This is a genomic window from Sphingobium sp. UBA5915, assembly GCF_002431195.1.
Classification (GTDB): domain Bacteria; phylum Pseudomonadota; class Alphaproteobacteria; order Sphingomonadales; family Sphingomonadaceae; genus Sphingobium; species Sphingobium soli.
The window spans coordinates 90791-112896 of record NZ_DJDV01000122.1; the positions used below are offsets into that span (position 1 = coordinate 90791).

28 protein-coding genes and 2 tRNA genes are annotated in these 22106 nt (G+C 62.1%); 23 read left to right on the plus strand and 7 right to left on the minus strand.

Translation table 11 applies throughout. From position 1 onward, the window contains the following. The first annotated feature begins 26 nt into the window (after nt 1-26). A tRNA-Asp gene (locus B2V90_RS21945) sits at nt 27-103 on the plus strand. An 84-nt stretch (nt 104-187) separates the two neighbouring features. Beyond that, nucleotides 188-264: transfer RNA gene (locus B2V90_RS21950), tRNA-Asp, on the plus strand. Between the two features lie 22 nt (nt 265-286). Here B2V90_RS21950 and B2V90_RS21955 read toward each other — a convergent pair. From B2V90_RS21955 to B2V90_RS21970, 4 genes are all read right to left on the minus strand, one after another. Further along, nucleotides 287-529, minus strand: coding sequence for a DUF2842 domain-containing protein (locus B2V90_RS21955; protein ID WP_228222575.1), 243 nt, complete (start codon nt 527-529; stop codon nt 287-289). Beyond that, nucleotides 526-1113 carry a 5-formyltetrahydrofolate cyclo-ligase gene (locus B2V90_RS21960; RefSeq protein WP_228222614.1) on the minus strand — a complete coding sequence of 196 codons (588 nt, stop codon included), beginning with the start codon at nt 1111-1113 and terminating at the stop codon, nt 526-528. Before B2V90_RS21960 ends, B2V90_RS21955 begins: the two co-directional genes overlap by 4 nt. A gap of 198 nt (nt 1114-1311) precedes the next feature. Further along, the gene (locus B2V90_RS21965) at nt 1312-1647 is read right to left on the minus strand and encodes a cell division protein ZapA (protein ID WP_228222576.1); all 336 of its coding nucleotides are present in this window, start codon (nt 1645-1647) and stop codon (nt 1312-1314) included. After that, nucleotides 1640-1831 (minus strand): hypothetical protein, encoded by a 192-nt coding sequence (locus B2V90_RS21970; protein WP_228222577.1) that lies wholly within the window; start codon nt 1829-1831, stop codon nt 1640-1642. The genes B2V90_RS21965 and B2V90_RS21970 overlap by 8 nt, the downstream gene beginning before the upstream one ends. A 194-nt stretch (nt 1832-2025) precedes the next feature. Between B2V90_RS21970 and tkt the strand changes: the two genes are divergently transcribed. The 3 genes from tkt (at nt 2026) to B2V90_RS21985 (ending at nt 6316) form a co-directional block, all read left to right on the plus strand. Continuing rightward, nucleotides 2026-3993: a transketolase gene (tkt, locus tag B2V90_RS21975; protein ID WP_293923117.1), complete on the plus strand. Its 1968-nt coding sequence runs from the start codon at nt 2026-2028 to the stop codon at nt 3991-3993. 30 nt (nt 3994-4023) lie between these two features. After that, on the plus strand, nt 4024-5034 hold the full coding sequence (gene gap, locus B2V90_RS21980) for a type I glyceraldehyde-3-phosphate dehydrogenase (RefSeq protein ID WP_228222579.1): 1011 nt from the start codon (nt 4024-4026) through the stop codon (nt 5032-5034). A 79-nt stretch (nt 5035-5113) separates the two neighbouring features. Then, entirely contained in the window at nt 5114-6316 is a 1203-nt protein-coding gene (locus B2V90_RS21985) for a phosphoglycerate kinase (RefSeq protein WP_228222580.1), read from the plus strand. 13 nt (nt 6317-6329) lie between these two features. On the opposite strand, the gene B2V90_RS21990 is transcribed toward B2V90_RS21985, so the two are convergent. Both B2V90_RS21990 and B2V90_RS21995 read right to left on the minus strand, forming a co-directional pair. Beyond that, the gene (locus tag B2V90_RS21990; protein WP_228222581.1) at nt 6330-7529 is read right to left on the minus strand and encodes an MFS transporter; all 1200 of its coding nucleotides are present in this window, start codon (nt 7527-7529) and stop codon (nt 6330-6332) included. Between the two features lie 70 nt (nt 7530-7599). Continuing rightward, nucleotides 7600-8103, minus strand: a complete 504-nt coding sequence (locus tag B2V90_RS21995) for a TlpA family protein disulfide reductase (RefSeq protein WP_228222582.1) — start codon at nt 8101-8103, stop codon at nt 7600-7602. A gap of 219 nt (nt 8104-8322) precedes the next feature. Between B2V90_RS21995 and B2V90_RS22000 the strand changes: the two genes are divergently transcribed. Beyond that, nucleotides 8323-9228, plus strand: coding sequence for a fructose bisphosphate aldolase (locus B2V90_RS22000; protein WP_228222583.1), 906 nt, complete (start codon nt 8323-8325; stop codon nt 9226-9228). 4 nt (nt 9229-9232) lie between these two features. Continuing rightward, complete coding sequence (locus tag B2V90_RS22005) at nt 9233-9778, plus strand: hypothetical protein (RefSeq protein WP_293923121.1); 546 nt, start codon at nt 9233-9235, stop codon at nt 9776-9778. Nucleotides 9779-9813: 35 nt separating this feature from the next. Here B2V90_RS22005 and B2V90_RS22010 read toward each other — a convergent pair whose 3' ends face one another. After that, entirely contained in the window at nt 9814-10941 is a 1128-nt protein-coding gene (locus tag B2V90_RS22010) for a P1 family peptidase (protein ID WP_228222585.1), read from the minus strand. Between the two features lie 99 nt (nt 10942-11040). Here B2V90_RS22010 and thiE point away from each other — a divergent pair, with 99 nt between their 5' ends. The 16 genes from thiE to B2V90_RS22090 form a co-directional block, all read left to right on the plus strand. After that, the gene (gene thiE, locus B2V90_RS22015; protein ID WP_228222586.1) at nt 11041-11751 is read left to right on the plus strand and encodes a thiamine phosphate synthase; all 711 of its coding nucleotides are present in this window, start codon (nt 11041-11043) and stop codon (nt 11749-11751) included. 14 nt (nt 11752-11765) lie between these two features. Further along, a complete protein-coding gene (locus B2V90_RS22020; RefSeq protein WP_228222587.1) occupies nt 11766-12536 on the plus strand; it encodes an SDR family NAD(P)-dependent oxidoreductase in 771 nt (256 codons plus the stop codon). 59 nt (nt 12537-12595) lie between these two features. Continuing rightward, nucleotides 12596-13687, plus strand: a complete 1092-nt coding sequence (locus B2V90_RS22025) for a L,D-transpeptidase family protein (RefSeq protein ID WP_228222588.1) — start codon at nt 12596-12598, stop codon at nt 13685-13687. Beyond that, nucleotides 13684-14262, plus strand: coding sequence for a M23 family metallopeptidase (locus tag B2V90_RS22030; RefSeq protein WP_228222589.1), 579 nt, complete (start codon nt 13684-13686; stop codon nt 14260-14262). Before B2V90_RS22025 ends, B2V90_RS22030 begins: the two co-directional genes overlap by 4 nt. A gap of 133 nt (nt 14263-14395) precedes the next feature. Beyond that, nucleotides 14396-14959 (plus strand): elongation factor P, encoded by a 564-nt coding sequence (efp, locus tag B2V90_RS22035; protein WP_009821735.1) that lies wholly within the window; start codon nt 14396-14398, stop codon nt 14957-14959. Nucleotides 14960-14976: 17 nt separating this feature from the next. After that, the gene (locus B2V90_RS22040) at nt 14977-15312 is read left to right on the plus strand and encodes a hypothetical protein (protein ID WP_228222590.1); all 336 of its coding nucleotides are present in this window, start codon (nt 14977-14979) and stop codon (nt 15310-15312) included. A gap of 37 nt (nt 15313-15349) precedes the next feature. Continuing rightward, on the plus strand, nt 15350-16165 hold the full coding sequence (locus tag B2V90_RS22045) for an inositol monophosphatase family protein (protein WP_009821733.1): 816 nt from the start codon (nt 15350-15352) through the stop codon (nt 16163-16165). Nucleotides 16166-16291: 126 nt separating this feature from the next. Then, the gene (locus B2V90_RS22050; RefSeq protein WP_009821732.1) at nt 16292-16666 is read left to right on the plus strand and encodes an NADH-quinone oxidoreductase subunit A; all 375 of its coding nucleotides are present in this window, start codon (nt 16292-16294) and stop codon (nt 16664-16666) included. Continuing rightward, nucleotides 16657-17211, plus strand: coding sequence for a NuoB/complex I 20 kDa subunit family protein (locus tag B2V90_RS22055; RefSeq protein ID WP_031297956.1), 555 nt, complete (start codon nt 16657-16659; stop codon nt 17209-17211). The genes B2V90_RS22050 and B2V90_RS22055 overlap by 10 nt, the downstream gene beginning before the upstream one ends. Before the next feature lies 1 nt (nt 17212). Next, the gene (locus B2V90_RS22060; protein WP_228222591.1) at nt 17213-18049 is read left to right on the plus strand and encodes an NADH-quinone oxidoreductase subunit C; all 837 of its coding nucleotides are present in this window, start codon (nt 17213-17215) and stop codon (nt 18047-18049) included. Next, the gene (locus B2V90_RS22065; protein WP_228222592.1) at nt 18049-19284 is read left to right on the plus strand and encodes an NADH-quinone oxidoreductase subunit D; all 1236 of its coding nucleotides are present in this window, start codon (nt 18049-18051) and stop codon (nt 19282-19284) included. Before B2V90_RS22060 ends, B2V90_RS22065 begins: the two co-directional genes overlap by 1 nt. Further along, on the plus strand, nt 19284-19964 hold the full coding sequence (nuoE, locus tag B2V90_RS22070) for an NADH-quinone oxidoreductase subunit NuoE (RefSeq protein ID WP_228222593.1): 681 nt from the start codon (nt 19284-19286) through the stop codon (nt 19962-19964). The genes B2V90_RS22065 and nuoE overlap by 1 nt, the downstream gene beginning before the upstream one ends. After that, nucleotides 19961-20110, plus strand: a complete 150-nt coding sequence (locus B2V90_RS22075; protein ID WP_228222594.1) for a hypothetical protein — start codon at nt 19961-19963, stop codon at nt 20108-20110. Before nuoE ends, B2V90_RS22075 begins: the two co-directional genes overlap by 4 nt. Further along, nucleotides 20110-21447, plus strand: a complete 1338-nt coding sequence (nuoF, locus tag B2V90_RS22080; protein ID WP_228222595.1) for an NADH-quinone oxidoreductase subunit NuoF — start codon at nt 20110-20112, stop codon at nt 21445-21447. The genes B2V90_RS22075 and nuoF overlap by 1 nt, the downstream gene beginning before the upstream one ends. Continuing rightward, complete coding sequence (locus B2V90_RS22085) at nt 21444-21812, plus strand: hypothetical protein (RefSeq protein WP_228222596.1); 369 nt, start codon at nt 21444-21446, stop codon at nt 21810-21812. The genes nuoF and B2V90_RS22085 overlap by 4 nt, the downstream gene beginning before the upstream one ends. Then, nucleotides 21805-22106 (plus strand): 2Fe-2S iron-sulfur cluster-binding protein (locus B2V90_RS22090; protein WP_293923127.1); only part of this gene is annotated, 302 nt, incomplete at its 3' end. The genes B2V90_RS22085 and B2V90_RS22090, both read left to right, overlap by 8 nt.

Genomic DNA, 22106 nt, shown 5'->3' on the forward strand with positions numbered 1-22106 from the left:
CGCATAGACGGCCGCCCACACCGAACGCGGGTGTAGCTCAGTTGGTTAGAGCGCCGGCCTGTCACGCCGGAGGTCGCGGGTTCGAGCCCCGTCACTCGCGCCACTTTTCCGGACGGGAAAAGCGGAAAAAGGTTTTCAGATATGCATCGTCTGGCGACCATAGGGTCGTGATAGGATGCCGCCCTGCGCGGGTGTAGCTCAGTTGGTTAGAGCGCCGGCCTGTCACGCCGGAGGTCGCGGGTTCGAGCCCCGTCACTCGCGCCATTTCCTGCCATGAGGCAGAATATCAATATTTCTGCCAAATCCCGGTTTCCATCCACCGCATCAATTGCTTGAGCGGCAGAAGCCAGATCCACACGACGCCCAGCACGACATAGACCGGCACCTGAGCCCACACGGGCAGGCTGCCGATCCAGCCGGACAGGCTGCCCACGAGCACGGCCCATAATAAAATGAGCGCAACGATCGCCAGCATGCCGACGGGCTTGCGCCAACTGGGCTGATGATGATGACGCGGGTTGATGGTCATGCGTTCGTCCCCTCAATCACTTCGACTTCGGTCAGGACCATATCGAGCGGAAGATCCCAGGGGTCTGCCGGCACGGCGTCCAGTTCCTGCGCTGACCAGGCAACACCGATGCGCAGGGCCTCGGGGAAGCGGGCAAGGGCGCGGTCATAATAGCCGCCGCCCTGACCCAGCCGGTTCATGCTGCGGTCGAAGGCGACCAGCGGCGTGACGATGACATCAGGGCTGACGACGCCGCATGTCGGGTCTGGATGGTGGGTGCGATAGAGCCCGGGAACCAGGACATCATCCGCGTTCCACGCGATAAACTCCATGCTGCCGAGCCGGTCGATCACGCGCGGGAGGGCAATGGCCTTGCCCATGGCCTTAAGCTGCGGCGCGAGCCGTTGTGCCGGGGCTTCATCGTCAAGGCCCATGTAAAGCGCCACGATATGGGCATCGGCAATATGCCGGGCGAGCGGCGAAGGCACGACCTTGAACGCAAGCCGATGCGCCAGCGGATCGAGCGCGGCCACGAAATCGCGCCGACGCTGGCGGGCCGTTGCGCGCAGGCTGACCTTGTCGGCGGCGGGGCTCTGGTCGCTCATCATCGGCTTTCGTTCGGGCTGGGGAGGGTGACGGGACCGCCTCGGTCGTTTGCTGGAAAATCCTCTGACGCCTCAACGTCAGGTGGGGACCATGTAGATCGGGCCGGAACCCGCCCAGGGACAGCCCCCTTGGATGTGATTATCGCCTCAGGGATGTTCGCTAAAGCTCGTGCCGCGCAGTGCCCGTCGCTATGCAATCTAAGCGGCCGCAGCGGCCGCGGCAAGTGCCTCTCGCAGCTTTTCGATCCGACTCGCTAACTGCTCTACGGTGCGAGCCGCCTGTTCGTCATCAGCCTCCAGACTGAGCTTTTCCTGACGGCCCGCTTCCACCTTGCGCAGGTCAGTGAGTTCGTCGGCAAGAAACAGGGCAGCGAACAGCAAGGTGCGCACTTCGGTCAGGCCGGGTGTCGAACGCTGCGCCAGGCGTGCCTTGTCCTCGATCATGCTTGCAAGTCGGGCAAGATGGGGTTCGTCGCCGTCGCGGCAGCCTATGTCATAATGGCGCCCGGCGATCTGCAATGTCGTTTCAGCCATCGGTGCGCCCCTTGAGTTCGTCGATCAAGGCGTCGAGCGAGCGGAGTGCGGCATGCGCCGCGGGCACATCAATCTTCGGACCGGGGGAGGCGGCGGCCGACATATAATGGGCCACATCCTGTTCGAGCCGGCTGACAGTACGCTCCAGCGTACCGATTGCCTGCATCATCCGCTCACTTGCCATGGACTCGTCATAGCCAAAGCGCAGGCTTCGCAAAAGCCCGACGACATACGGACCAGCGCGGCTTTGCCCCCGGCCATGCCCCGGCCATGGTTGACGCATGGGGCTTGACGCGACAAAGGAAGCCGCAACTCGACTCGCCGCCTTTGCGCGTGCCATGTTTCAGCGCGCCAGCCCAGGAAAGACGCCCGCTTGCCATGACCGTTTCCGAAAAGTCGCTCGCCAACGCCATTCGCGCGCTGTCCATGGACGCCGTGCAGGCCGCCAATAGCGGGCACCCCGGAATGCCCATGGGCATGGCGGATGTTGCGACGGTCCTGTTCAGCGATCATCTGAAATTTGATCCGGGCAAGCCCGACTGGGCCGACCGTGACCGCTTCGTTCTGTCGGCCGGCCATGGCTCCATGCTGATCTACAGCCTGTTGCATCTGACAGGCTATGCCCGCCCGACCATCGAAGACATTGCCAGTTTCCGCCAGTTGCACAGCCCGTGCGCCGGACACCCCGAAAATTTCGAACTGGCTGGCGTCGAAGCCACCACCGGCCCACTGGGTTCGGGCCTTGCGACCGCCGTCGGCATGGCAATTGCTGAACGTCATTTGAACGCCCAGTTCGGCGACGATCTGGTTGACCATCGCACTTGGGTGATCGCGGGTGATGGCTGCCTGATGGAAGGCATTAATCATGAGGCCATCGGGCTGGCCGGGCACCTCAACCTGGGTCGCCTGATCGTCCTGTGGGACGACAACAAGATCACCATTGACGGCGCGGTCGACCTGTCGAGCAGCGAGGATGTGCTGGCGCGCTATGCCGCCACCGGTTGGCATGTCGTGTCTTGCGACGGCCATGACGTTGCTGACGTGCGCCGTGCACTAGTGGAAGCGGTCGCCGATCCGCGCCCGTCGATCGTCGCCTGCGCGACCAAGATCGGCTATGGCGCGCCTAACAAGGCGGGCACATCCGGCGTGCACGGATCCGCGCTGGGCGCGGATGAGGTCGCCGCCGCGCGCGCGTTCCTCGGTTGGGACGCCGAACCCTTCGTCATTCCCGACGATATCGCCGCCGCCTGGAAGGCGATCGGCGCGAAGGGGCGCGATGTGCGCAGCGCTTGGGAGCAACGGCTGGCAGGCCATGCGCAAGGCGACGAATTTTCGCGTCGCATGGCAGGAGAATTGCCGGCCGACTTCTCGCTGGACTCCTATATCGATAGCCTGATCGCCAATCCCCAAAAGGTCGCAACGCGCAAGGCGAGCGAATTGGCGCTGGGCGCGATCAATGAGTTGCTGCCCGAAACGCTGGGTGGTTCGGCCGACCTTACGGGATCGAACAACACCAAAACGAAAACGACCGGGCCGTTGACGCGGGACGATTATGCCGGGCGCTATGTCTATTATGGCATTCGCGAATTCGGCATGGCCTGCGCGATGAACGGTATGGCGCTGCATGGCGGCGTCATTCCTTATGGCGGGACGTTCCTGGTCTTTTCCGACTATATGCGCGCGGGCATTCGCCTGGCGGCGCTTCAGCAGCAACGGGTGATCCATGTGCTCACGCATGATTCGATCGGCCTTGGCGAGGATGGCCCGACCCACCAGCCGATCGAGCATGTCATGTCGCTGCGGATGATCCCGAACCTGGACGTCTATCGCCCGGCGGACATTGTAGAAACGGCGGAATGCTGGGAATTAGCGCTCAAGGACGCGACCGGCCCTTCGGTGCTGGCGCTGACCCGGCAGAACCTGCCGCAGCTTCGCACCGACAAAAGCGAGAACCTGTCCGCCAAGGGCGGCTATCGCCTTGTCGCGGCGACGGCCGAACGCAAGGTCGTGCTGATCGCTACAGGTTCTGAAGTCGAAATCGCTGTCGCCACGGCCAAGGCGCTGGAGGAGCGGGGCATCGGCGCGGACGTCATCTCCATGCCCAGTTGGGCGCATTTCGAGGCGCAGCCGCAGGCCTATAAGGACGATCTGCTGCCGCAGCATGTGCTGCGCGCGTCGATCGAAGCGGGAACGACCTTTGGCTGGGAACGCTATACCGGCATTGCGGGTCTGCGCTTTGGCATCGACAGCTTTGGTGCGTCAGCGCCTGCGCCCGCGCTTTACGACCATTTCGGCCTGACCGCCGCGAAGATCGCGCCGCAGATTGAAGCGGCGCTCAATTCCTAACCGACAACAACACACCAGGAGGCTAGTGCAGTGGCAACGAAGGTAGCAATTAACGGTTTTGGACGTATCGGCCGCCTGGTGGCGCGCGCCATCTTGTCGCGCACGGACCACGACCTGGAACTGGTCAGCATCAACGATCTGGGCGATGCCAACGCCAATGCCCTGTTGTTCAAGCGCGATTCCGTGCATGGCAACTGGGCCGGGGAGGTGAGCGTCGACGGCGATTTTCTGGTCATCGACGGCAAGAAGATCAAGGTGACGGCCGAGCGTGACCCCGCCAACCTGCCTCACACCGAACTGGGTGTGGAGATCGCGCTGGAATGCACCGGAATCTTCACATCCAAGGACAAGGCGAGCGCCCATCTGACCGCCGGCGCCAAGCGCGTGGTCATCTCCGCACCCGGCACCAATGTCGACAAGACGATCGTGTTCGGCGTCAACCATGACCAGCTGTCGGCTGATGACATCGTGATCTCCAACGCGAGCTGCACGACCAATTGCCTGGCACCGCTCGCGAAGGTCTTGAACGATGCCATCGGTATCGAAAAAGGCTTCATGACCACGATCCACAGCTACACCAACGATCAGAACACGCTGGACCAGATCCACAAGGACATGCGTCGCGCCCGCGCCGCCGCTCTGTCGATGATCCCGACCACAACGGGTGCGGCCCGCGCCGTCGGCGAAGTTCTGCCCGAACTCAAGGGCAAGCTGGACGGATCGTCGGTGCGCGTGCCGACCCCCAACGTGTCGGTCGTGGACCTTAAGTTCATCGCCAAGAAGGCGACGACCAAGGAAGAGGTCAATGGCCTGCTCAAGGCCGCGTCTGAATCCGGCCCGCTCAAGGGCGTGCTTGGCTATTCCGACGAGCCTCTGGTGTCGATCGATTATAATGGCGACGCGCGCAGCTCGACCGTCGACAGCCTCGAAACGGCCGTCATCGACGGATCGCTGGTCCGGGTGCTCAGCTGGTATGATAATGAATGGGGTTTTTCGAACCGCATGATCGACACTACCGGTGTCATGGCGAAGTTCCTGTAAGCATCCCTATCGACCCCGCCGGAGCAAATCGGCGGGGTTTTTCTTCGAGCGATATCCCAATAAGATTTTAGGAGCGATCATGGCCAAGCCGTTCAAGACACTCGACGACATGGGAGACATCACCGGCAAGGTGGTGCTGGTGCGCGAGGATCTGAACGTGCCGATGCAGGATGGGTCGGTGACGGATGATACCCGCCTGCGCGCGGCTATGCCCACGGTGCTGGAATTGGCGGATCGCGGCGCGAAGGTATTGATCCTGGCGCATTTCGGCCGTCCCAAGGGGCAGAAAAACCCGGAATTTTCATTGAGCAAGATCACCCGGCCACTAACGCAGGTGTTAGGACGCGAGGTTCAGTTCATTCCCGATTGCCAGGGCGAAGCTGCCGTGGACGGTATCAAGGTGATGCGCAACGGGGATATCGCCATCCTGGAAAATACCCGTTTTCATGCCGGCGAAGAGAAGAATGACCCGGCGCTGGTCGATGCGATCGCCGCGATCGGCGACCTCTATGTCAACGATGCCTTCTCCGCAGCGCACCGCGCCCATGCGTCGACGGAAGGTCTGGCACACAAGCTGCCGGCTTTTGCCGGGCGGTCGATGGAGAAGGAACTGGATGCATTGCAGGCCGCGCTGGGCGAGCCGGTAAAGCCGGTCGCTGCGGTGGTCGGCGGCGCCAAGGTTTCCACCAAGCTGGACGTGCTCAACAATCTGGTCGCCAAGGTAGACCATCTGATCATCGGTGGCGGCATGGCCAACACGTTCCTGTATGCCCGCGGCGTCGATATCGGCAAGTCGTTGTGCGAGAAGGAGTTGAGCGACACCGTCGATATGATTTTCGATCGGGCCGAGGCGGCCGGATGCACGATCCATCTGCCTTATGACGTTGTCGTCGCCAAGGAATTCGCCGCCCACCCGGCGTCATTACGGACCTGCAACGTGCATGAGGTCGCCGAGGATGAGATGATCCTCGACGTCGGCCCTGCGGCGGTCGAGGCGCTGGGCGATGCGCTGAAAAATTGCCGTACGCTGGTATGGAACGGGCCTTTGGGCGCCTTTGAGATCGCCCCCTTCGACGCTGCGACGGTGGCGCTGGCCAAGACTGCCGCTGCGCTGACGAAGGAAGGTCAGTTAACATCCGTAGCAGGTGGCGGTGACACCGTTGCAGCGCTCAACCATGCCGGGGTGGCGGCTGATTTCAGTTTCGTGTCAACGGCGGGCGGCGCTTTCCTTGAATGGATGGAAGGCAAGGACTTGCCTGGCGTCAAGGCGCTGATGGGCTGATATTGAGAAGGCGTCAGCGCGGAGCGCTGGCGCCCCGGTCGAACAGCAGAAAACCAAGGGTAGCGATGCCACCGATGGCGGCGCCTGCCAGGGCGCTGGCCGACCAGCCGCCTGCTTCATAGGTTGCCGACCCAATGACCGAACCAAGCGCGCCGACAACGAACATGACAGTCATATAGGCGGCATTGATCCGTCCGCGCGCTTCGGGATCAATGGAAAAGATCAGCTTCTGCCCAGTGATCTGGCTCAACTGGACGGCCGCGTCGATGAGCACCGCCATGATTGTGAAGCCGATGAGACTGCCAGCCGCGACGGTCCAGTCCGCCAGCAGAAAGCCAACGGACAGGCCGGCGAGGCCGACGAGCGATGTGGGGCGGGTTAGGCGGCGGTCCGCGAGCCAGCCGGCAACAGGCGCCACCAGCGCACCGCCTGCGCCGGCCAGTGCAAAGGCACCTATACCAGCATGGCCGAGGTGAAATTCCCGGATCAATGCCAGTGGCGCTGCGGTCCAGAAAAGATTGAAGGCGGCAAACATCATCGACTGGTAAAAGGCGCGCATCCGCACCACGCGATGCTGCCGCAGTTGGCTGAAGGTCGATGCTAGCGCCTGGCTATAGCGCATAGCGCCCCGTGGGTGTCTTTGCGGGCACAGGAGCAACAAGGCGACGCCGATCAAAGCCATTGCGATCGCGGACAGGATGAAGATCGACCGCCAGCCAAAAGATCCGGCGAGAAAATTGGCTACCGGGCGAGCCAGCATGATGCCAAAGAGCAGGCCGCTCATCACCGTGCCGACGACGCGGCCCTGCCGTTCGGGCGCAGCCAGATGCGAGGCGAGCGGGACCAGAACCTGCGCGCCGGTCGCGCCCACGCCGGTCAAGATCGACGCCACAAGGAAGCTGGTCGGTCCTTGCGAGGCTGCGACAGCGAGGCAGGCGATGACGGTGACAATGATTGAGCCAAGTACGATACGGCGGTTTTCGAAAAGGTCGGCGACAGGGACGATCAGGAAAAGGCCGAGGCCATATCCCAATTGAGTAAGCGTCGTGATCAACCCCGCCATAGCTGCGGACATGCCGATTTCCGGTCCGATGACGTCGATCAGCGTCTGGGCATAATAGAGATTGGCGACGATGACACCGCAAGCCAGCGCCATCAGGAGAATGGAGGGTCTGCCGAGGTTGGGATGGGCCAGAGCGGGAACGGTCGTCATCAAAGTCTAATAAGTTCTGAAGTGAAACTGTTCAAGGCTGGCCCACTTCGAAATTGTGCGATGCAGCAATTTATGATGCTGGCCTTTCACGCAGCAGCGGCATCAGAACACGATTAAGATCATCGAGGTCTAAGGCGCCCGATTGGGCGTACCGAAGTACACCGGCGCGATCGATCACGAAACTGGTGGGGACCCCGGTCAGCGGTCCATAAGGTCCCTTGATCCGCCGGGCGGAAGGGATGTTCATGGCCGCGAACAGTTTCTTCAAGCGGGCCAATGGAACGGACCCTTCCGTCGTAATCGCGAAGACATTGAGGCCATGGGGTCGCTGAATGGCATAATAGGTGTCGAGCGTTGGCAATTCCTTGCGGCAGGGAACACACCATGTCGCCCAGAAATTGAGGACCACGACCTGCCCCTTAAGGTCGGAAAGCGACACCTTACGGCCATCGAGGAGCGTGAGTTCAAAATCGGGGGCGGTCATTCCGACGACTGGCCTGGTTTCGGCATGGGCCGATATTGTCAGACACATCAGCGCCACTATGGTCGCGACGACGGCGCGCAGATTATGCATGAATGACGGTCCCCTTCGTGCCCCAATTCCGCGTTAGCAGGGGGCGACCGGGCAGCAAAGAGCGAAAGCGGCGAACATTCTTGCGGTGCGGCATGGCGCTCGCTAACAGCCCAACAGGCAGGACGGAGCATTCGTCCGTGCGGCCCGCGCGCCTTAAGCAGCGGATCGCCCGATTTCGCGCTACCGGAGGGGTGGCGCCATGAGAGAAGGTATGTGCAGATGCTGGATCAGGATATGAAGCAGAAGATCGCCGACGGGAACGGTTTCATCGCAGCGCTCGATCAGAGCGGCGGTTCAACGCCCAAGGCGCTCAAGGGCTATGGGATCGAGGAGGGCGCCTGGTCGAATGATGAGGAGATGTTCGGCCTGATCCATGAAATGCGCAGCCGCATCATCACCGCGCCGGCCTTCAGTGGAGAGAAGGTGCTGGGCGCAATCCTGTTCGAGCGCACCATGGACGGCACAGTCGACGGCAAGCCGACGCCTGCGGCGCTGATCGAGCGCGGCGTGGTTCCCTTCATCAAGATCGACAAGGGCCTGGAAGACGAGGCCAATGGCGTCCAGATGATGAAGCCGATGCCAGAGCTGGATGCGTTGCTCGCGCGCGCCAAGGGACTGGGCGTATTCGGCACCAAGGAGCGTTCAGTCATCAACCTCGCCAACCGCGAGGGCATCGCCGCTGTGGTCGCGCAGCAATTCGATATCGGCCGCCAGGTGCTGGCCGGCGGCCTGATGCCGATCATCGAGCCGGAAGTGAACATCAAATCGCCCGAGCGTGCCGAGGCCGATAAGATCCTGCTGGAGGAAATCCTCAAGAATCTGGATGCCTTGCCGGATGGCGAGCAGGTCATGCTCAAATTGTCGTTGCCTGCGAAGGCTGGTCTGTTCGATCCGCTGGTCGATCACCCCAAGGTTTTGCGCGTCGTTGCCCTGTCCGGCGGCTTCAGCCGCACTGAGGCATGTGCTGAACTGGCGAAGAACCGCGGCATCATCGCAAGCTTCAGCCGTGCGCTGCTGAACGACCTGCGTCATCAGATGAGCGACGCGGAATTCGACGCGGCGCTGGGAGAGGCGATCGACGAAATCCACACCGCGTCAACTGCCAAGCAACCGGTCGCGGCATAAGCCGATGAAGGGCGGCGCCGGGGAGGGTATGGACCCCGCCGGCGCCGCCTTTTTCTATCATCGTGCCGTCGCGCCGATGCTCTGGGTCCTGTTGAGCCTCATGCTGATCGAAACCATGGTGGTGCACCTGCTGGTCGCGTTGTGGAATGCGTGGGCGGCACTCATTCTGTCCATCATGAGTTTGGCCCTCGTCGGCTGGTTCATATTGTTTCTCCGTTCGCTTAAGCGTCATCCGGTGTGTGTCGATGCGCGCGGCCTGACCTGGCCCATAGGATCCATGCGGAGCCTGACGATTCCGTGGCGGCAGGTGGTCGGCGTGCGCGCAGAATGGACACTTGCAGAGCTTCGGGCAGCGGGATTGTTCAATGGGGGGCTGATCGCCCATCCCAATATCGTGGTGGAACTTGATCCGCCGGTTCAAACCAGACGACGATCGATCCGCTTTCTGGCGCATCGGCTGGACGAACCGTCCGATTTCGTCGCTGCATTTTCAGCCTGGAACGTGGCGGCGTCGAGCAGCTTCTCGCCCCAGCTGGACATGAAGGACTGATGTCAGGAGGCCGAAAGCCGGCCATTTGAGACCCGTCAACGCGCGACCTCCAGCATCGGCAGGACCTTTTCCAGGGGCAGCGCCTGCGCGGTCCCGCGATGGCCTTCAACCATATGCGCTTTGAACAGGGCGTTCAGGACGGCTTCCTCGGTCGCTTCGATCGCCGCCTGAAAAATCGGTGATATGCGGTCGTTGGGCAGGTCTTGAACGCTGGCGGCGTCCGTGCGCCTATCGGCGGTTCGCCGCACGGCCTGTGCGGTGGAAAAGGCCAGCGCATAGTCCCCTGACCCGTTGGAGAAGCTGGACCCGGTTCGGGCGATTCCGGCAAAGGCGCGCTCGGCGACCCGGCGCAAATTGCGATCGGACAACGGCGCATCGGTGGCGATGATGATGACGACGGAGCCATCGGCTTTCCTGTCTTCCACCTGTTGCCGATAGTCGTAGCGGCCGAGTTTGACCCCCACTGGAACGCCGGTAATCGTGAGGACACCGCCATAATTGGCCTGAACGAGCACGCCGATGGTCCATCCTCCGAGCGAGGCCGGCAATAAGCGGGAGGCGGTACCGATCCCGGCCTTGAACCCGAAGGCGACGGTGCCCGCGCCAGCACCCACCACGCCTTCCTCCACCTGGCCATCGGCTGCGCTCTCGATGGCACGACGCGCATCGGCAACGGTGACATGGCGGGCGCGAATGTCGTTGAGCAGGCCGTCATTGGTTTCGCCAACCACGGCATTGACGGAGCGGACTTCTTCATTGCCTGGCTGCGCCAGGGTCCATTCGACGGCAGCGGCGCCGGCCTCGGCGACATTTAACGTGTTGGTCAGGAGGATCGGTGTTTCCACTTCACCCAGTTCCACAACCTGTGTCGACCCCATGAACTTGCCGAACGCATTATAGGCGACAAAGCCGGCTGGCACCTTGTCCTGAAAGAGGTTGCCGCCATGCGGGAGAATTGCGGTAACGCCGGTATTCACGTCGCGACTGCGCGGCAATGTCACCTGGCCCACCTTTACGCCTTTGACATCGGTGATGGCGTTGAGCGGGCCGGGTTGCAGAATGCCGACGATGACGCCTGCCTCTCTGGCGCGTGGCCGCATCTCCGCTTGGGCGTGAATCGGTGCGGAAGACAGAAGCAGCAAAAGTGGCAGGGCGCAGCGCATTGAAAAAATCCCCCAAGAAATCCAGCTATGCTATCAGCGGGGCAAGGATCGATCCATAGCCGCCCTTGGCGCGGGCGGCGGAGCAGCTATAAGGCCGCCATGACCGATTTTACCGATGAGGAACTGGCGCTCGACCCGCAGTTCGCCGCCCAGTTCGAGCAAGGCTTTCGCCCAGCTTGCCAGCTTTATCTTATTTCTCCGCCGGCCATCGACGCGGCCTTTGTCGATCGGCTCGCTGCCGCTTTAGACGGGGGTAGGGTCGCCGCCTTCCAATTGCGGTTGAAAGGCATGGATGAGGTTGAGATCGCGCGCGCGGCCGAGCCTTTGCAAAAGCTGTGCGCGGAACGCGACGTCGCCTTCATCATCAACGACAGCGTGGCGCTGGCGCAACGTCTGGGGGCCGATGGCGTGCATTTGGGGCAGGGCGACGGTGACCCCAAAGACGCGCGCAAGCTGCTTGGCCCTAAGGTGCAGATTGGGGTGACCTGCCATGACAGCCGGCACCTGGCCATGGAGGCCGGGGAGGCGGGCGCGGATTATGTCGCCTTTGGCGCCTTTTACCCGACCATGACGAAGGACACGATGCATCGCCCGGAGCCTTCGATCCTGGGATGGTGGACGACATTGTTCGAACTGCCGTGCGTGGCGATCGGCGGGATCACCGCGGACAATGCGGCGCCCCTGGTTGCGGCGGGCGCGGATTTCCTGGCGGTGAGCGGCGCGGTGTGGAACCATCCGGCCGGACCGCGCGCTGGGGTCGCGGCGTTCGCGGACGTCCTGGCGAGCAACCCGCCGCCGCCGCGCGCCTGACGCAAGGAGGCATCATGACCCGGACCGGCATCGTCACGGGCGGCGCGCAAGGCATCGGCAAGGGAATCGTTCAGCATCTGATCGCCGAAGGATGGCGCGTTGCGGCGATCGACAAGGATGGCGAAGCGGTACGCGATCTTGCGGCCGAGATGCCCAATGATCGCCTGCTGTCGCTCGAGGCGGACGTCAGCAATGAGACGGCCGTCGCCAAGGCCTTTAAGGCGATCGGCGACTGGTTGAAGGGTGATACGCCGGCCGGCATCGACTTGCTCGTATCCAACGCCGGGCTGGCCGATCCGGTGAGCGGCCCGATCGAGGATCTGACGCTCAAGAACTGGCATTTGTGGCAGGACAGCCATGTGACGGGCGCGTTCCTGATGACGCGCGCAGCCATACCGCTATTACGCCGACGCAAAGGGAGCATCGTGCTGATGGCATCTACGCGAGCGATCCAGTCGGAACCCCATTGCGAGGCTTATGCGGCGGCCAAGGGCGCGTTGCTGGCGCTCAATCATGCGCTCGCCATCAGCCTGGGACCGGATATTCGCTCCAACGCCATTCTGCCTGGTTGGATCGAGACGGATCCGTGGGCGAAGGCGTCTAAGCGCGCTGCGGCAGAGCATCGCGATATCGACCGGGAGCAGCATCCAGTCGGGCGGGTCGGCGAGCCGGGCGATATTGCAGCGACTGTCGCATTTCTGGCTTCCCCGAGCGCTGCGTTCATCACCGGTCAGCAGATCGCAGTAGATGGCGGCATGACGCGCAAGATGATCTATGCGCACTAGCCACGCGCATCCCTTTTACCGGTAAGACGTTGTTGCTCCACCGGAATGGAGAACATGTCTTGAGAAATCCCGTCTTGCTCGCCGCGTTTTTGTGCAGCGCCTGCAACGTGACCGTCACGGACGCCAATGAAAGCCGGCCGGCCCAGGAGGCAGGCCAGTCGGGCAATGATGCCGCTACTCAGGCGGCCATCAAAAATGCGGCCTATGATTTTGAGATCGTTCAGGAGCAGAATCCCAAACAGCCCAACCGTATCCTGATGGCGCAGGTCGCGCTGGATCGCTGGGGATTTTCGCCCGGCGTGCTCGATGGCAAGGATGGCATGAGCTACAAGGCAGCGTTGCGCGGCTTTCAGGAAGCGCACGACCTGCCGGTGACCGGCCTGTTCGACCAACCCACATCCAATATGCTGCTTGAGGGCGAAGCGCGGCCCACCACCTATCTCGTCAAGATCCCCGAAGATTTTGCGCGTGGGCCGTTTTTTAACATTCCAAGAGGGTTGAACGAGCAGGCCAGCCTGCCGGCACTGACCTATCGCAATCTGATGGAAAAGCTGGCGGAGCGTTTCCATACGACGCCCGACGCGCTGGTGGCGCTCAATTCGCCGACGACGCAGGTCGGCGCCGGTGCGACCATCCGCGTGCCCGCGATCGACAATCAGCCGGTTGCGCAGATCGAGGGTGATGAGCGTGGATGGGGGGAAACTTTGGCAAGCCTGGGTGTCGCCAAGGAGCAGCCGCAAGCCGACCATATCGTCGTAGACAAGTCAGAAGGGCTGCTGAAAGCCTATGATGCCGACAACCGCATGATCGCACAGTTCCCGGTGACCACCGGATCGCAGCATGACCCTTTGCCCATCGGCGAATGGACGATCAAGGGCGTAAGCCGCAATCCGGACTTTCATTATAATCCCGACTTGTTCTGGGACGCGTCGTCCAAGGACGAAAAAGCGGTATTGAAGCCGGGGCCCAATGGGCCGGTCGGCGTCGTGTGGATTGACCTGTCCAAGGATCATTATGGCATTCACGGCACGCCTGAACCGCAGACGATCGGGCGAACCGAGAGCCATGGCTGCATCCGCCTCACCAATTGGGATGCCGCGCGCCTGGCGCAGATGGTGAAGACGGGCGTCAAGGCGAAGTTCCAGGCGTGAACCGTCGGGCGTGGGGCGGTGGGGCTGCTGCGCTCCTGCTCTGTGTTGCGTTCGCGCATTTCTGCGTGCGCATCGTCCCCGCCGAAGCGCCATCACCTTTGCCGTCTCCCCCCGTGCCCCGTTCTTCGCAAACAGCCGCGCGCGGCAAGCTGGTCATTCCGGTCGAGGGAGTGCCGCCATCTGCTTTGGCGGATACATTCACACAGACGCGCGCGGGCGGCGCACGTCCTCACGACGCCATCGATATCATGGCGGCGCGCGGACGGCCGGTTGTCGCTGCCGCCGATGGACGCGTGGAAAAGCTGTTCTGGAGCGGGGAGGGTGGACGCACTCTCTACCAGCGCTCGACCGACGGCAAACGCATATATTATTATGCCCATCTCGACAGCTATGCGCCCGGACTGGGTGAGGGGCAGGCGCTTCAGCGCGGTCAGCCGATCGGCACGGTCGGCAGTACCGGCAATGCTGACGAGTCTGCGCCGCACCTCCATTTCGCCATCCACCTGGTACGGCCGGACGAGCCCTGGTATGGCGGGCAGCCGATCAATCCCTATCCGCTGCTCGTCGGAAGTTGAATATGTTTGATCCGGGCGACATGGCCAGTTGGCGAGCGCCTCTTGCCCTGCCGCCGATCAGCAGGTAAAGGCCCGCGCAGCCTCGCATGAGGCCGGCTCTTTACCCATCCAGACATATAGGCAGGCTCTTCCCATGAAGATCAGCGGCGTCGAGATTCGTCCCGGCAACAACATCGAATATGACGGCAGCCTGTGGCGCGCCGTGAAGATCCAGCACACCCAGCCTGGCAAGGGCGGGGCCTATATGCAGGTGGAACTCAAGAACCTGATCGACGGACGCAAGAATAATGTGCGCTTCCGGTCTGCCGAGACGGTCGAGCGCATCCGGCTCGATACCAAGGATTTCCAGTATCTTTATGCGGAAGGCGACATGCTCGTCTTCATGGACACCGAAACCTATGAGCAGATCAACCTGCCGCAGGATCTGGTCGGTGATGCTTCGGCCTTCCTTCAGGACGGCATGATGGTCATGCTGGAAATGTATGACGAACGGCCGATCAGCGTGCAACTGCCCGAAACGGTTGAAGCGACCGTGGTGGAAGCGGATGCGGTGGTGAAGGGCCAGACGGCGTCGGCCAGCTACAAGCCTGCAATCCTCGACAATGGCGTGCGCGTCATGGTGCCGCCGCATATCGTCACGGGTACCCGCATCGTGGTCGATGTCTATGAACGCGAATATGTGAAGCGGGCCGAGTAATGGGCATGGGGCGCGGCATGATGCTGGCGGGCGCGCTGGCGGCGGGTCTGGTTCCAGCCGCGCTTCACGCGCAGGCTGGGCCGTCCAAGGCGCAGCTTGCCAATGCGGCGTTCGTGCTACGCGTCATGAGCAGCGCGCTCCAGTCCGATGAGGTCGAACAGCCGGTGAAGAACAAGCTGTTCGAATGCCTCTACAGCAATTCGGTGTCGCAGATCAGCGGCGCGGTGGACAAGGTGGTTGCCGCCAATCCCGGCAAGGTCGATCGCAAGGACGCGTCGCAGATGCTGGCGGTGATCGCCGGCGCCTGCGGCTATCGCCCCGCCGCCGCGCCCCAGGCTGCCCCGAAAAAATAACTCAGCGAGCCGCCGGTACGGGCGGCGGAGAAAGAATATGGTATCGCATTCCGGCCTTCTCACCGTCATGGAGCGCGCCGCGCGCAAGGCAGGCTCGAAATTGCGTCGCGACTTCGGCGAGGTCGAGCATTTGCAGGTCAGCCGCAAGGGACCGGCCGATTTCGTGTCCAAGGCCGATGAGCAGGCGGAACGCACATTGGTCGAGGAATTGCAGAAGGCCCGGCCGGACTGGGGCTTCCTGCTGGAAGAAGGCGGTGAAATCGCCGGCGATCCGACCAAGCCCCGCTGGATCATCGACCCGCTCGACGGCACGACTAACTTCCTGCACGGCATCCCCCATTTTGCCATCTCGATCGCTGTCGAAGAACCGCTCTATGGCGGCAACAAGCGCGAAGTGACGACCGGGCTGATCTACCAGCCCGTCACAGATGAAAGCTATTGGGCGGAAAAGAGCCGCGGTGCCTGGCGTCACGACCAGCGGCTGCGCGTGTCGGCGCGACGCGACATGGCCGATTGCGTCATCGCAACCGGCATTCCGTTCATGGGGCATGGCGACATGGCCCAATGGTCGCGCATCTTCGGCGCAGTCGCGCCCTCGGTGGCGGGGCTTCGCCGCTTTGGTGCGGCGTCGCTTGACCTCGCCCATGTCGCATCGGGCCGCTATGACGGCTTTTGGGAGAGCGGCCTGCGGCCCTGGGACGTGGCGGCGGGCATGTTGCTGGTCCGCGAAGCGGGCGGCTTCGTCAGTGATTTTCGTGGCGGCGACCAGATGATGGACCGCCGGGAAGTGATCGCGGGCAATGACGCGATCCATTCCAAATTGCATAAATTGGTTGCTGGCGCGTTGCGATGACCGACAAGGGCCAAGCGCTTCAATGACTTGGCCTTTTTGCGATTCATTCTCATGCCCTTGGCCCCTTGCTTCGCATATGCAGCGGGCCTAAAGCGCGCCCACAACCTTTTCGCCCAGGGGACTCCGTTGGTCGATCTTGCCCAATATCTGCCGATCCTGATTTTTCTCGGGATTGCCTTGCTGCTTTCCGGCACCTTCGTTTTTCTGCCGATGCTGGTCGGCCGCCTCACTGGCGCGCACCAGCCAGACCCGGCAAAGCTCAGCGAATATGAATGCGGCTTCCCCGCGTTCGAAGAGCCGCGCAGCCAGTTTGACGTACGTTTCTATCTGGTCGCCATCCTCTTCATCATCTTCGATCTTGAAGCGGCGTTCCTGTTTCCCTGGGCCGTAAGCCTGGAGCAGATCGGCTGGGCCGGCTGGGCGACAATGATGATCTTCATAGCGGAGCTGGTGCTCGGCCTCGTCTATGCGTGGAAGAAGGGAGCACTCGATTGGGAGTAGAACTTGAGCGGCCCATCCCCGGCACCATGCCGCCGGTGGGCACCCAACCCGACCAGGACTTCTTCAACGCGCTGAATGGCGAAGTCAGCGACAAGGGCTTTCTTGTCACTTCCACCGAGGAGCTGTTCCAGTGGGCCCGCACTGGTTCGCTGTGGTGGATGACCTTTGGCCTGGCCTGCTGCGCGGTCGAGATGATCCACGTCAATATGCCGCGCTATGACATGGAGCGCTTTGGGGCTGCTCCGCGCGCGTCGCCGCGCCAGTCGGACGTGATGATCGTTGCGGGCACGCTCTGCAACAAGATGGCGCCGGCCCTGCGCAAGGTCTATGACCAGATGTCCAACCCGAAATATGTCATTTCGATGGGCAGCTGCGCCAATGGCGGCGGTTATTATCATTACAGCTATTCTGTGGTGCGCGGCTGCGATCGCATCGTGCCGGTCGACATCTATGTCCCCGGCTGCCCGCCGACTGCCGAGGCGCTTCTATATGGTGTGATGCAGTTGCAGCGGAAGATCCGCCGCATCGGGACGATCGAGCGTTAATATGGCCCATTCTGCACCCCGGATCGCGACCATCGACGGCATCGCGGATGAAATCGCCGCCCTGCTGGGTTCGATGCTGGTCGAAACCGTCGATCATGCCGATGAACTGAGCTTCACTGTCGTGCGCGAGGAATTGGCGAACGCCATGGTCACGCTGCGCGACATGGGGCATTATCAGCAGCTGATGGAGATTGCCGGGGTCGATTATCCCGACCGAGCCGAGCGCTTCGAGGTCTGCTATCATTTGCTGAGCGTGACACGGAACCATCGTATCCGCGTGAAGGTGAGCACCGACGAAAATATGCCGGTGCCGACCGTCACACACATCTGGCCGGTCGCCGGCTGGCTGGAACGCGAAGTGTTCGACATGTACGGCGTGGTGTTCGAAGGCAATACGGACCTGCGCCGCATCCTGACCGATTATGGGTTCAGGGGCCATCCGCAGCGCAAGGATTTTCCGCTGACCGGCTATGTCGAGTTGCGCTATTCCGAAGAAGACAAGCGGGTCGTGTACGAACCGGTGCGTCTGGCCCAGGATTTCCGCAGCTTCGACTTCATGAGCCCGTGGGAAGGTGCGCAATATGTGCTGCCGGGGGACGAAAAAGCCGGTCAGGCGCCAGGCGCGCCCACGCCTGCTGCCGCGCCATCGCCGCCGCCTGCCACGCCAAAGGGGGAAGCGAAGGGTGACACGCCCAAGACGACCGAGAGCAAGAGCGATACGGGGGCTGGCGAGCCGGCCAACGCCAAAGCGGCGGCCAAGTCAAAGGATGCACCGGTAAAGCCGGAGGAGCATACCGACGAAGGCGAAGGCGCTGCCAAGCCGGAGGACAAGGCGTAATGGCCGATTATCTGGACGAACTGGACCATCGCACCGACGCGGCCGATCCGGCCTATGGTGATACCGAAATCCAGAATTACACGATCAACTTCGGTCCACAGCATCCCGCTGCGCACGGCGTTCTGCGCCTCGTCATGGAGCTGGAAGGCGAAATCGTCGAGCGTTGCGATCCGCATGTCGGCTTGCTGCACCGCGGCACCGAGAAGCTGATCGAATATAAGACCTATTTGCAGGCGCTGCCCTATTTCGACCGGCTCGACTATTGCTCGCCGCTCGGCATGGAGCATAGCTATGTGCTGGCGGTCGAAAAGCTGCTGAACCTGGAAGTGCCGCTGCGCGCGCAATATCTGCGCGTATTCTTCGCGGAGCTGACGCGGATCTGCAATCATATGCTGAACCTCGGTAGCCACGTGATGGACGTGGGCGCGATGACGCCCAACCTGTGGCTGTTCGAAATCCGCGAGGATTGCCTGAACTTCTTCGAGCGTGCGTCGGGCGCGCGCATGCACTCGGCCTATTTCCGGCCGGGCGGCGTGCATCAGGATGTGCCGCTCAAGCTGCTGACCGACATTGCCGACTGGCTGGACACGCGATTGCCGCGCCTGTTCGAGGATGCGATGAGCCTGGTGGTCGACAACCGCATCTTCAAGCAGCGCAATGTCGACATCGCCGTCGTCTCGAAGGAAGACGCGCTGAAATGGGGCTTTTCCGGCCCGATGATCCGCGGGTCGGGTATCCCGTGGGATATCCGCAAGGCGCAGCCTTATGACGTCTATGACCGGATGGACTTCGACGTTCCGGTCGGCACCAATTTCGACTGCTATGACCGTTTCATGGTGCGCGTCGAGGAAGTCCGCCAGTCCGCGCGGATCATGAAGCAGTGCCTCAACGAGATGCCCGAAGGGCCGGTGGCGAGCTTCGACCGCAAGGTGGTGCCACCCAAGCGCGGCGAGATGAAGCGCTCGATGGAAGCGCTGATCCACCATTTCAAGCTCTATACCGAAGGCTTCCACGTCCCGGCGGGCGAAGTCTATGTCGCGACGGAAAGCCCCAAAGGCGAATTCGGCGTTTATCTGGTCGCGGACGGCAGCAACAAGCCCTATCGCTGCAAGATCCGCCCGACCGCCTTCTCGCATCTGCAGGCGATGGACTTCATGATGAAGGGCCACATGCTCGCCGACACTACCGCTGTACTAGGCGCGATGGATATCGTGTTCGGAGAATGTGACCGCTAATGGCTGACGCACCCCATATCCCCGATGAAGCCGAAACCCGCGCGCGCTGGGGCGCGTTTGCGTGGACGGCAGAGAATGCCGCGCAGGCCGAGAAGGTCATCGCCCGCTATCCCGCCGGCCGCCAGCAGTCCGCCGTGATGCCGCTGCTCGATCTTGCCCAGCGGCAGGTCGGTGCGGAAACGCAGACGCAGGGCTGGCTGCCCGTGCCGGTGATGGAATATATCGCCCGCCAGCTCGATATGCCCTATATGCGCGTCTATGAGGTCGCGACCTTCTACACCATGTACAATCTGGCGCCCGTGGGCCGCTATCATGTGCAGGTGTGCGGCACGACGCCCTGCATGCTGCGCGGTTCGGACGACGTGTTTTCGGCCTGCAAGAACAAGGGTTTGGTAAAGGGATCGACCACGCCCGACGGCCTGTTCACTCTGACCGAGGTCGAGTGCCTTGGCGCGTGCGCCAATGCTCCGATGGTGCAGATCAACGATGATAATTTCGAAGATCTGACCTATGACAGCATGAGCGCGATCCTGGACGATCTGGCCGCCGGCAAGCAGCCCAAGATCGGTCCGCAGATCGACCGCCAGACCAGCTGTCCCGAAGGCGGTCCGACCAGCCTGCCGGAAATGGTCGACGACAATCATGATTATCGCGGCCAGTGGGGGACCACCGCCGCATGAGTGCGCTCGTCTCCATCATCCTGGCGGTCATCGTCTTCATCATCGCGCTCAAGATATTGGGCGCGGTGCTGGGCCTCGTCCTTGGACTGGCGGTGGCCGTGCTCGCCTATTTCGTTGCTGAAAAACTGATCGGAAAGGGCCGATAATGGCCGAAGACACCGCGCCCCCCGCGCCGCCGCCGTTTGTCGGTCCGCTGGCCGACAAGGATCGCATCTTCACCAACGTCTATGGCTTCCAGGATTGGGGCATCGACGCGGCGATGAAGCGCGGCGACTGGGACAATACCAAGGCCCTGCTGGAGATCGGCCAGGACGAAATCATCAACCGCATCAAGGCATCGGGTCTGCGCGGACGCGGCGGTGCGGGCTTCCCGACCGGCATGAAGTGGAGTTTCATGCCCAAGGAAAGCAAGGACGGCCGTCCGAGCTTCCTGGTCATCAACGCCGATGAATCCGAACCGGGTTCATGCAAAGACCGCGAGATCATCCGGCATGATCCGCACAAGCTGATCGAAGGCGCGCTGATCGCCGGTTTCGCGATGCGGGCACGCGCGGCCTATATTTATATTCGCGGCGAGTTTATCTACGAAGCGAAGGTTCTCTTTGCCGCCGTAGAGCAAGCCTATGCCAAGGGGTTCCTAGGCAAGAATGCCTGCGGATCGGGCTATGATTTCGACGTGTTCGTCCATCGCGGCGCTGGCGCCTATATCTGCGGTGAGGAAACTGCGCAGATCGAAAGCCTTGAGGGCAAGAAAGGCCAGCCGCGCCTGAAGCCACCGTTTCCGGCGGGCGCGGGCCTTTATGGTTGCCCGACCACGGTCAACAATGTGGAGTCGATCGCGGTCGGCCCAACGATTTTGCGTCGCTCGCCGGAATGGTTTGCCTCGATCGGACGTCCCAATAATCTGGGCACCAAGCTGTTCCAGATCAGCGGGCATGTGAACAAGCCCTGCGTGGTCGAGGAGGCCATGGGCATCCCGTTCCGCGAGCTGATCGACCGCCATTGCGGCGGCATTCGCGGCGGCTGGGACAATCTGCTGGCGGTGATCCCTGGCGGATCGTCGGTGCCGCTGGTGCCGGCCAAGGAGATTATGGACGCGCCAATGGACTTTGATGGCCTGAAAGGGCTTGGTTCGGGTCTTGGCACTGCGGCAGTTATCGTCATGGACAAATCGACCGACATTGTCCGCGCCATCAGCCGCCTGTCCTATTTCTACAAGCACGAGAGCTGCGGCCAGTGCACGCCGTGCCGCGAAGGCACCGGCTGGATGTGGCGCGTTATGGAGCGGCTGCGCACCGGCGACGCCGACCAGAGCGAAATCGACATGCTGTTCCAGGTGACCAAGCAGGTCGAAGGCCACACCATCTGCGCGCTGGGCGACGCGGCCGCCTGGCCGATCCAGGGCCTGATCCGGCACTTCCGCCCGGAAATCGAGCGTCGGATCGCCGAGCGCGGCGCTCCGGTCATGGAGGCTGCCGAGTGATCGATCAGCCTGTCACCGGCTATAAGACGATACGGGTGTTCGGATGGGGCTTTGCGCTCATCTGGGCGGCCTTCTTCGTCACGCTGGTGTTTGCGCTGGCCGATGCGCCATCTCTCTATGGTGAGCCGATCGTCATTGCGACGCTGGTGGGCATGGCCATGGCGATATACGGGGCATATCTTGCCGGCCTGGCGAAGCGCGTCGGTGTTTACCTGTATATAGCCGGTGCCGGCATTCAGGTCATCAAGGGCTTTTTCCTGTCCCAGACATGGGGTTTTACATGGGGCTATGCCCTGTTTCTTGTCATGTTCGTCGCGGTCGTCGTGCCGAACTGGAATCTATTCCGGGGTCGTCCCAATGCCTAAAGTCAAAGTAGACGGCGTAGAACTCGAAGTGCCGGCAGGCGCCACTGTCCTGCAGGCGTGCGAGTTGGCGGGGAAGGAAATTCCGCGCTTCTGCTATCATGAACGCCTGTCCATCGCCGGCAATTGCCGCATGTGCCTGGTCGAGGTGAAGCCCGGACCGCCCAAGCCCCAGGCTTCGTGCGCGCTGCCTGCTGCCGACAATCAGGAAATCTTCACCCAGACCGAAATGGTGAAGAAGGCGCGCGAGGGGGTGATGGAGTTTCTGCTCATCAACCATCCGCTCGATTGCCCGAT

What these genes read in the sequence shown, in the direction of transcription:
- B2V90_RS21955 (WP_228222575.1), bottom strand. Translation starts at nt 529, where the DNA reads ATGACCATCAACCCGCGTCATCATCATCAGCCCAGTTGGCGCAAGCCC.
- B2V90_RS21960 (WP_228222614.1), bottom strand. Translation starts at nt 1,113, where the DNA reads ATGAGCGACCAGAGCCCCGCCGCCGACAAGGTCAGCCTGCGCGCAACG.
- B2V90_RS21965 (WP_228222576.1), bottom strand. Translation starts at nt 1,647, where the DNA reads ATGGCTGAAACGACATTGCAGATCGCCGGGCGCCATTATGACATAGGC.
- B2V90_RS21970 (WP_228222577.1), bottom strand. Translation starts at nt 1,831, where the DNA reads ATGGCAAGTGAGCGGATGATGCAGGCAATCGGTACGCTGGAGCGTACT.
- tkt (WP_293923117.1), top strand. Translation starts at nt 2,026, where the DNA reads ATGACCGTTTCCGAAAAGTCGCTCGCCAACGCCATTCGCGCGCTGTCC.
- B2V90_RS21985 (WP_228222580.1), top strand. Translation starts at nt 5,114, where the DNA reads ATGGCCAAGCCGTTCAAGACACTCGACGACATGGGAGACATCACCGGC.
- B2V90_RS21990 (WP_228222581.1), bottom strand. Translation starts at nt 7,529, where the DNA reads ATGACGACCGTTCCCGCTCTGGCCCATCCCAACCTCGGCAGACCCTCC.
- B2V90_RS21995 (WP_228222582.1), bottom strand. Translation starts at nt 8,103, where the DNA reads ATGCATAATCTGCGCGCCGTCGTCGCGACCATAGTGGCGCTGATGTGT.
- B2V90_RS22000 (WP_228222583.1), top strand. Translation starts at nt 8,323, where the DNA reads ATGCTGGATCAGGATATGAAGCAGAAGATCGCCGACGGGAACGGTTTC.
- B2V90_RS22005 (WP_293923121.1), top strand. Translation starts at nt 9,233, where the DNA reads ATGAAGGGCGGCGCCGGGGAGGGTATGGACCCCGCCGGCGCCGCCTTT.
- B2V90_RS22010 (WP_228222585.1), bottom strand. Translation starts at nt 10,941, where the DNA reads ATGCGCTGCGCCCTGCCACTTTTGCTGCTTCTGTCTTCCGCACCGATT.
- thiE (WP_228222586.1), top strand. Translation starts at nt 11,041, where the DNA reads ATGACCGATTTTACCGATGAGGAACTGGCGCTCGACCCGCAGTTCGCC.
- B2V90_RS22020 (WP_228222587.1), top strand. Translation starts at nt 11,766, where the DNA reads ATGACCCGGACCGGCATCGTCACGGGCGGCGCGCAAGGCATCGGCAAG.
- efp (WP_009821735.1), top strand. Translation starts at nt 14,396, where the DNA reads ATGAAGATCAGCGGCGTCGAGATTCGTCCCGGCAACAACATCGAATAT.
- B2V90_RS22040 (WP_228222590.1), top strand. Translation starts at nt 14,977, where the DNA reads ATGATGCTGGCGGGCGCGCTGGCGGCGGGTCTGGTTCCAGCCGCGCTT.
- B2V90_RS22045 (WP_009821733.1), top strand. Translation starts at nt 15,350, where the DNA reads ATGGTATCGCATTCCGGCCTTCTCACCGTCATGGAGCGCGCCGCGCGC.
- B2V90_RS22060 (WP_228222591.1), top strand. Translation starts at nt 17,213, where the DNA reads ATGGCCCATTCTGCACCCCGGATCGCGACCATCGACGGCATCGCGGAT.
- B2V90_RS22065 (WP_228222592.1), top strand. Translation starts at nt 18,049, where the DNA reads ATGGCCGATTATCTGGACGAACTGGACCATCGCACCGACGCGGCCGAT.
- nuoE (WP_228222593.1), top strand. Translation starts at nt 19,284, where the DNA reads ATGGCTGACGCACCCCATATCCCCGATGAAGCCGAAACCCGCGCGCGC.
- B2V90_RS22075 (WP_228222594.1), top strand. Translation starts at nt 19,961, where the DNA reads ATGAGTGCGCTCGTCTCCATCATCCTGGCGGTCATCGTCTTCATCATC.
- nuoF (WP_228222595.1), top strand. Translation starts at nt 20,110, where the DNA reads ATGGCCGAAGACACCGCGCCCCCCGCGCCGCCGCCGTTTGTCGGTCCG.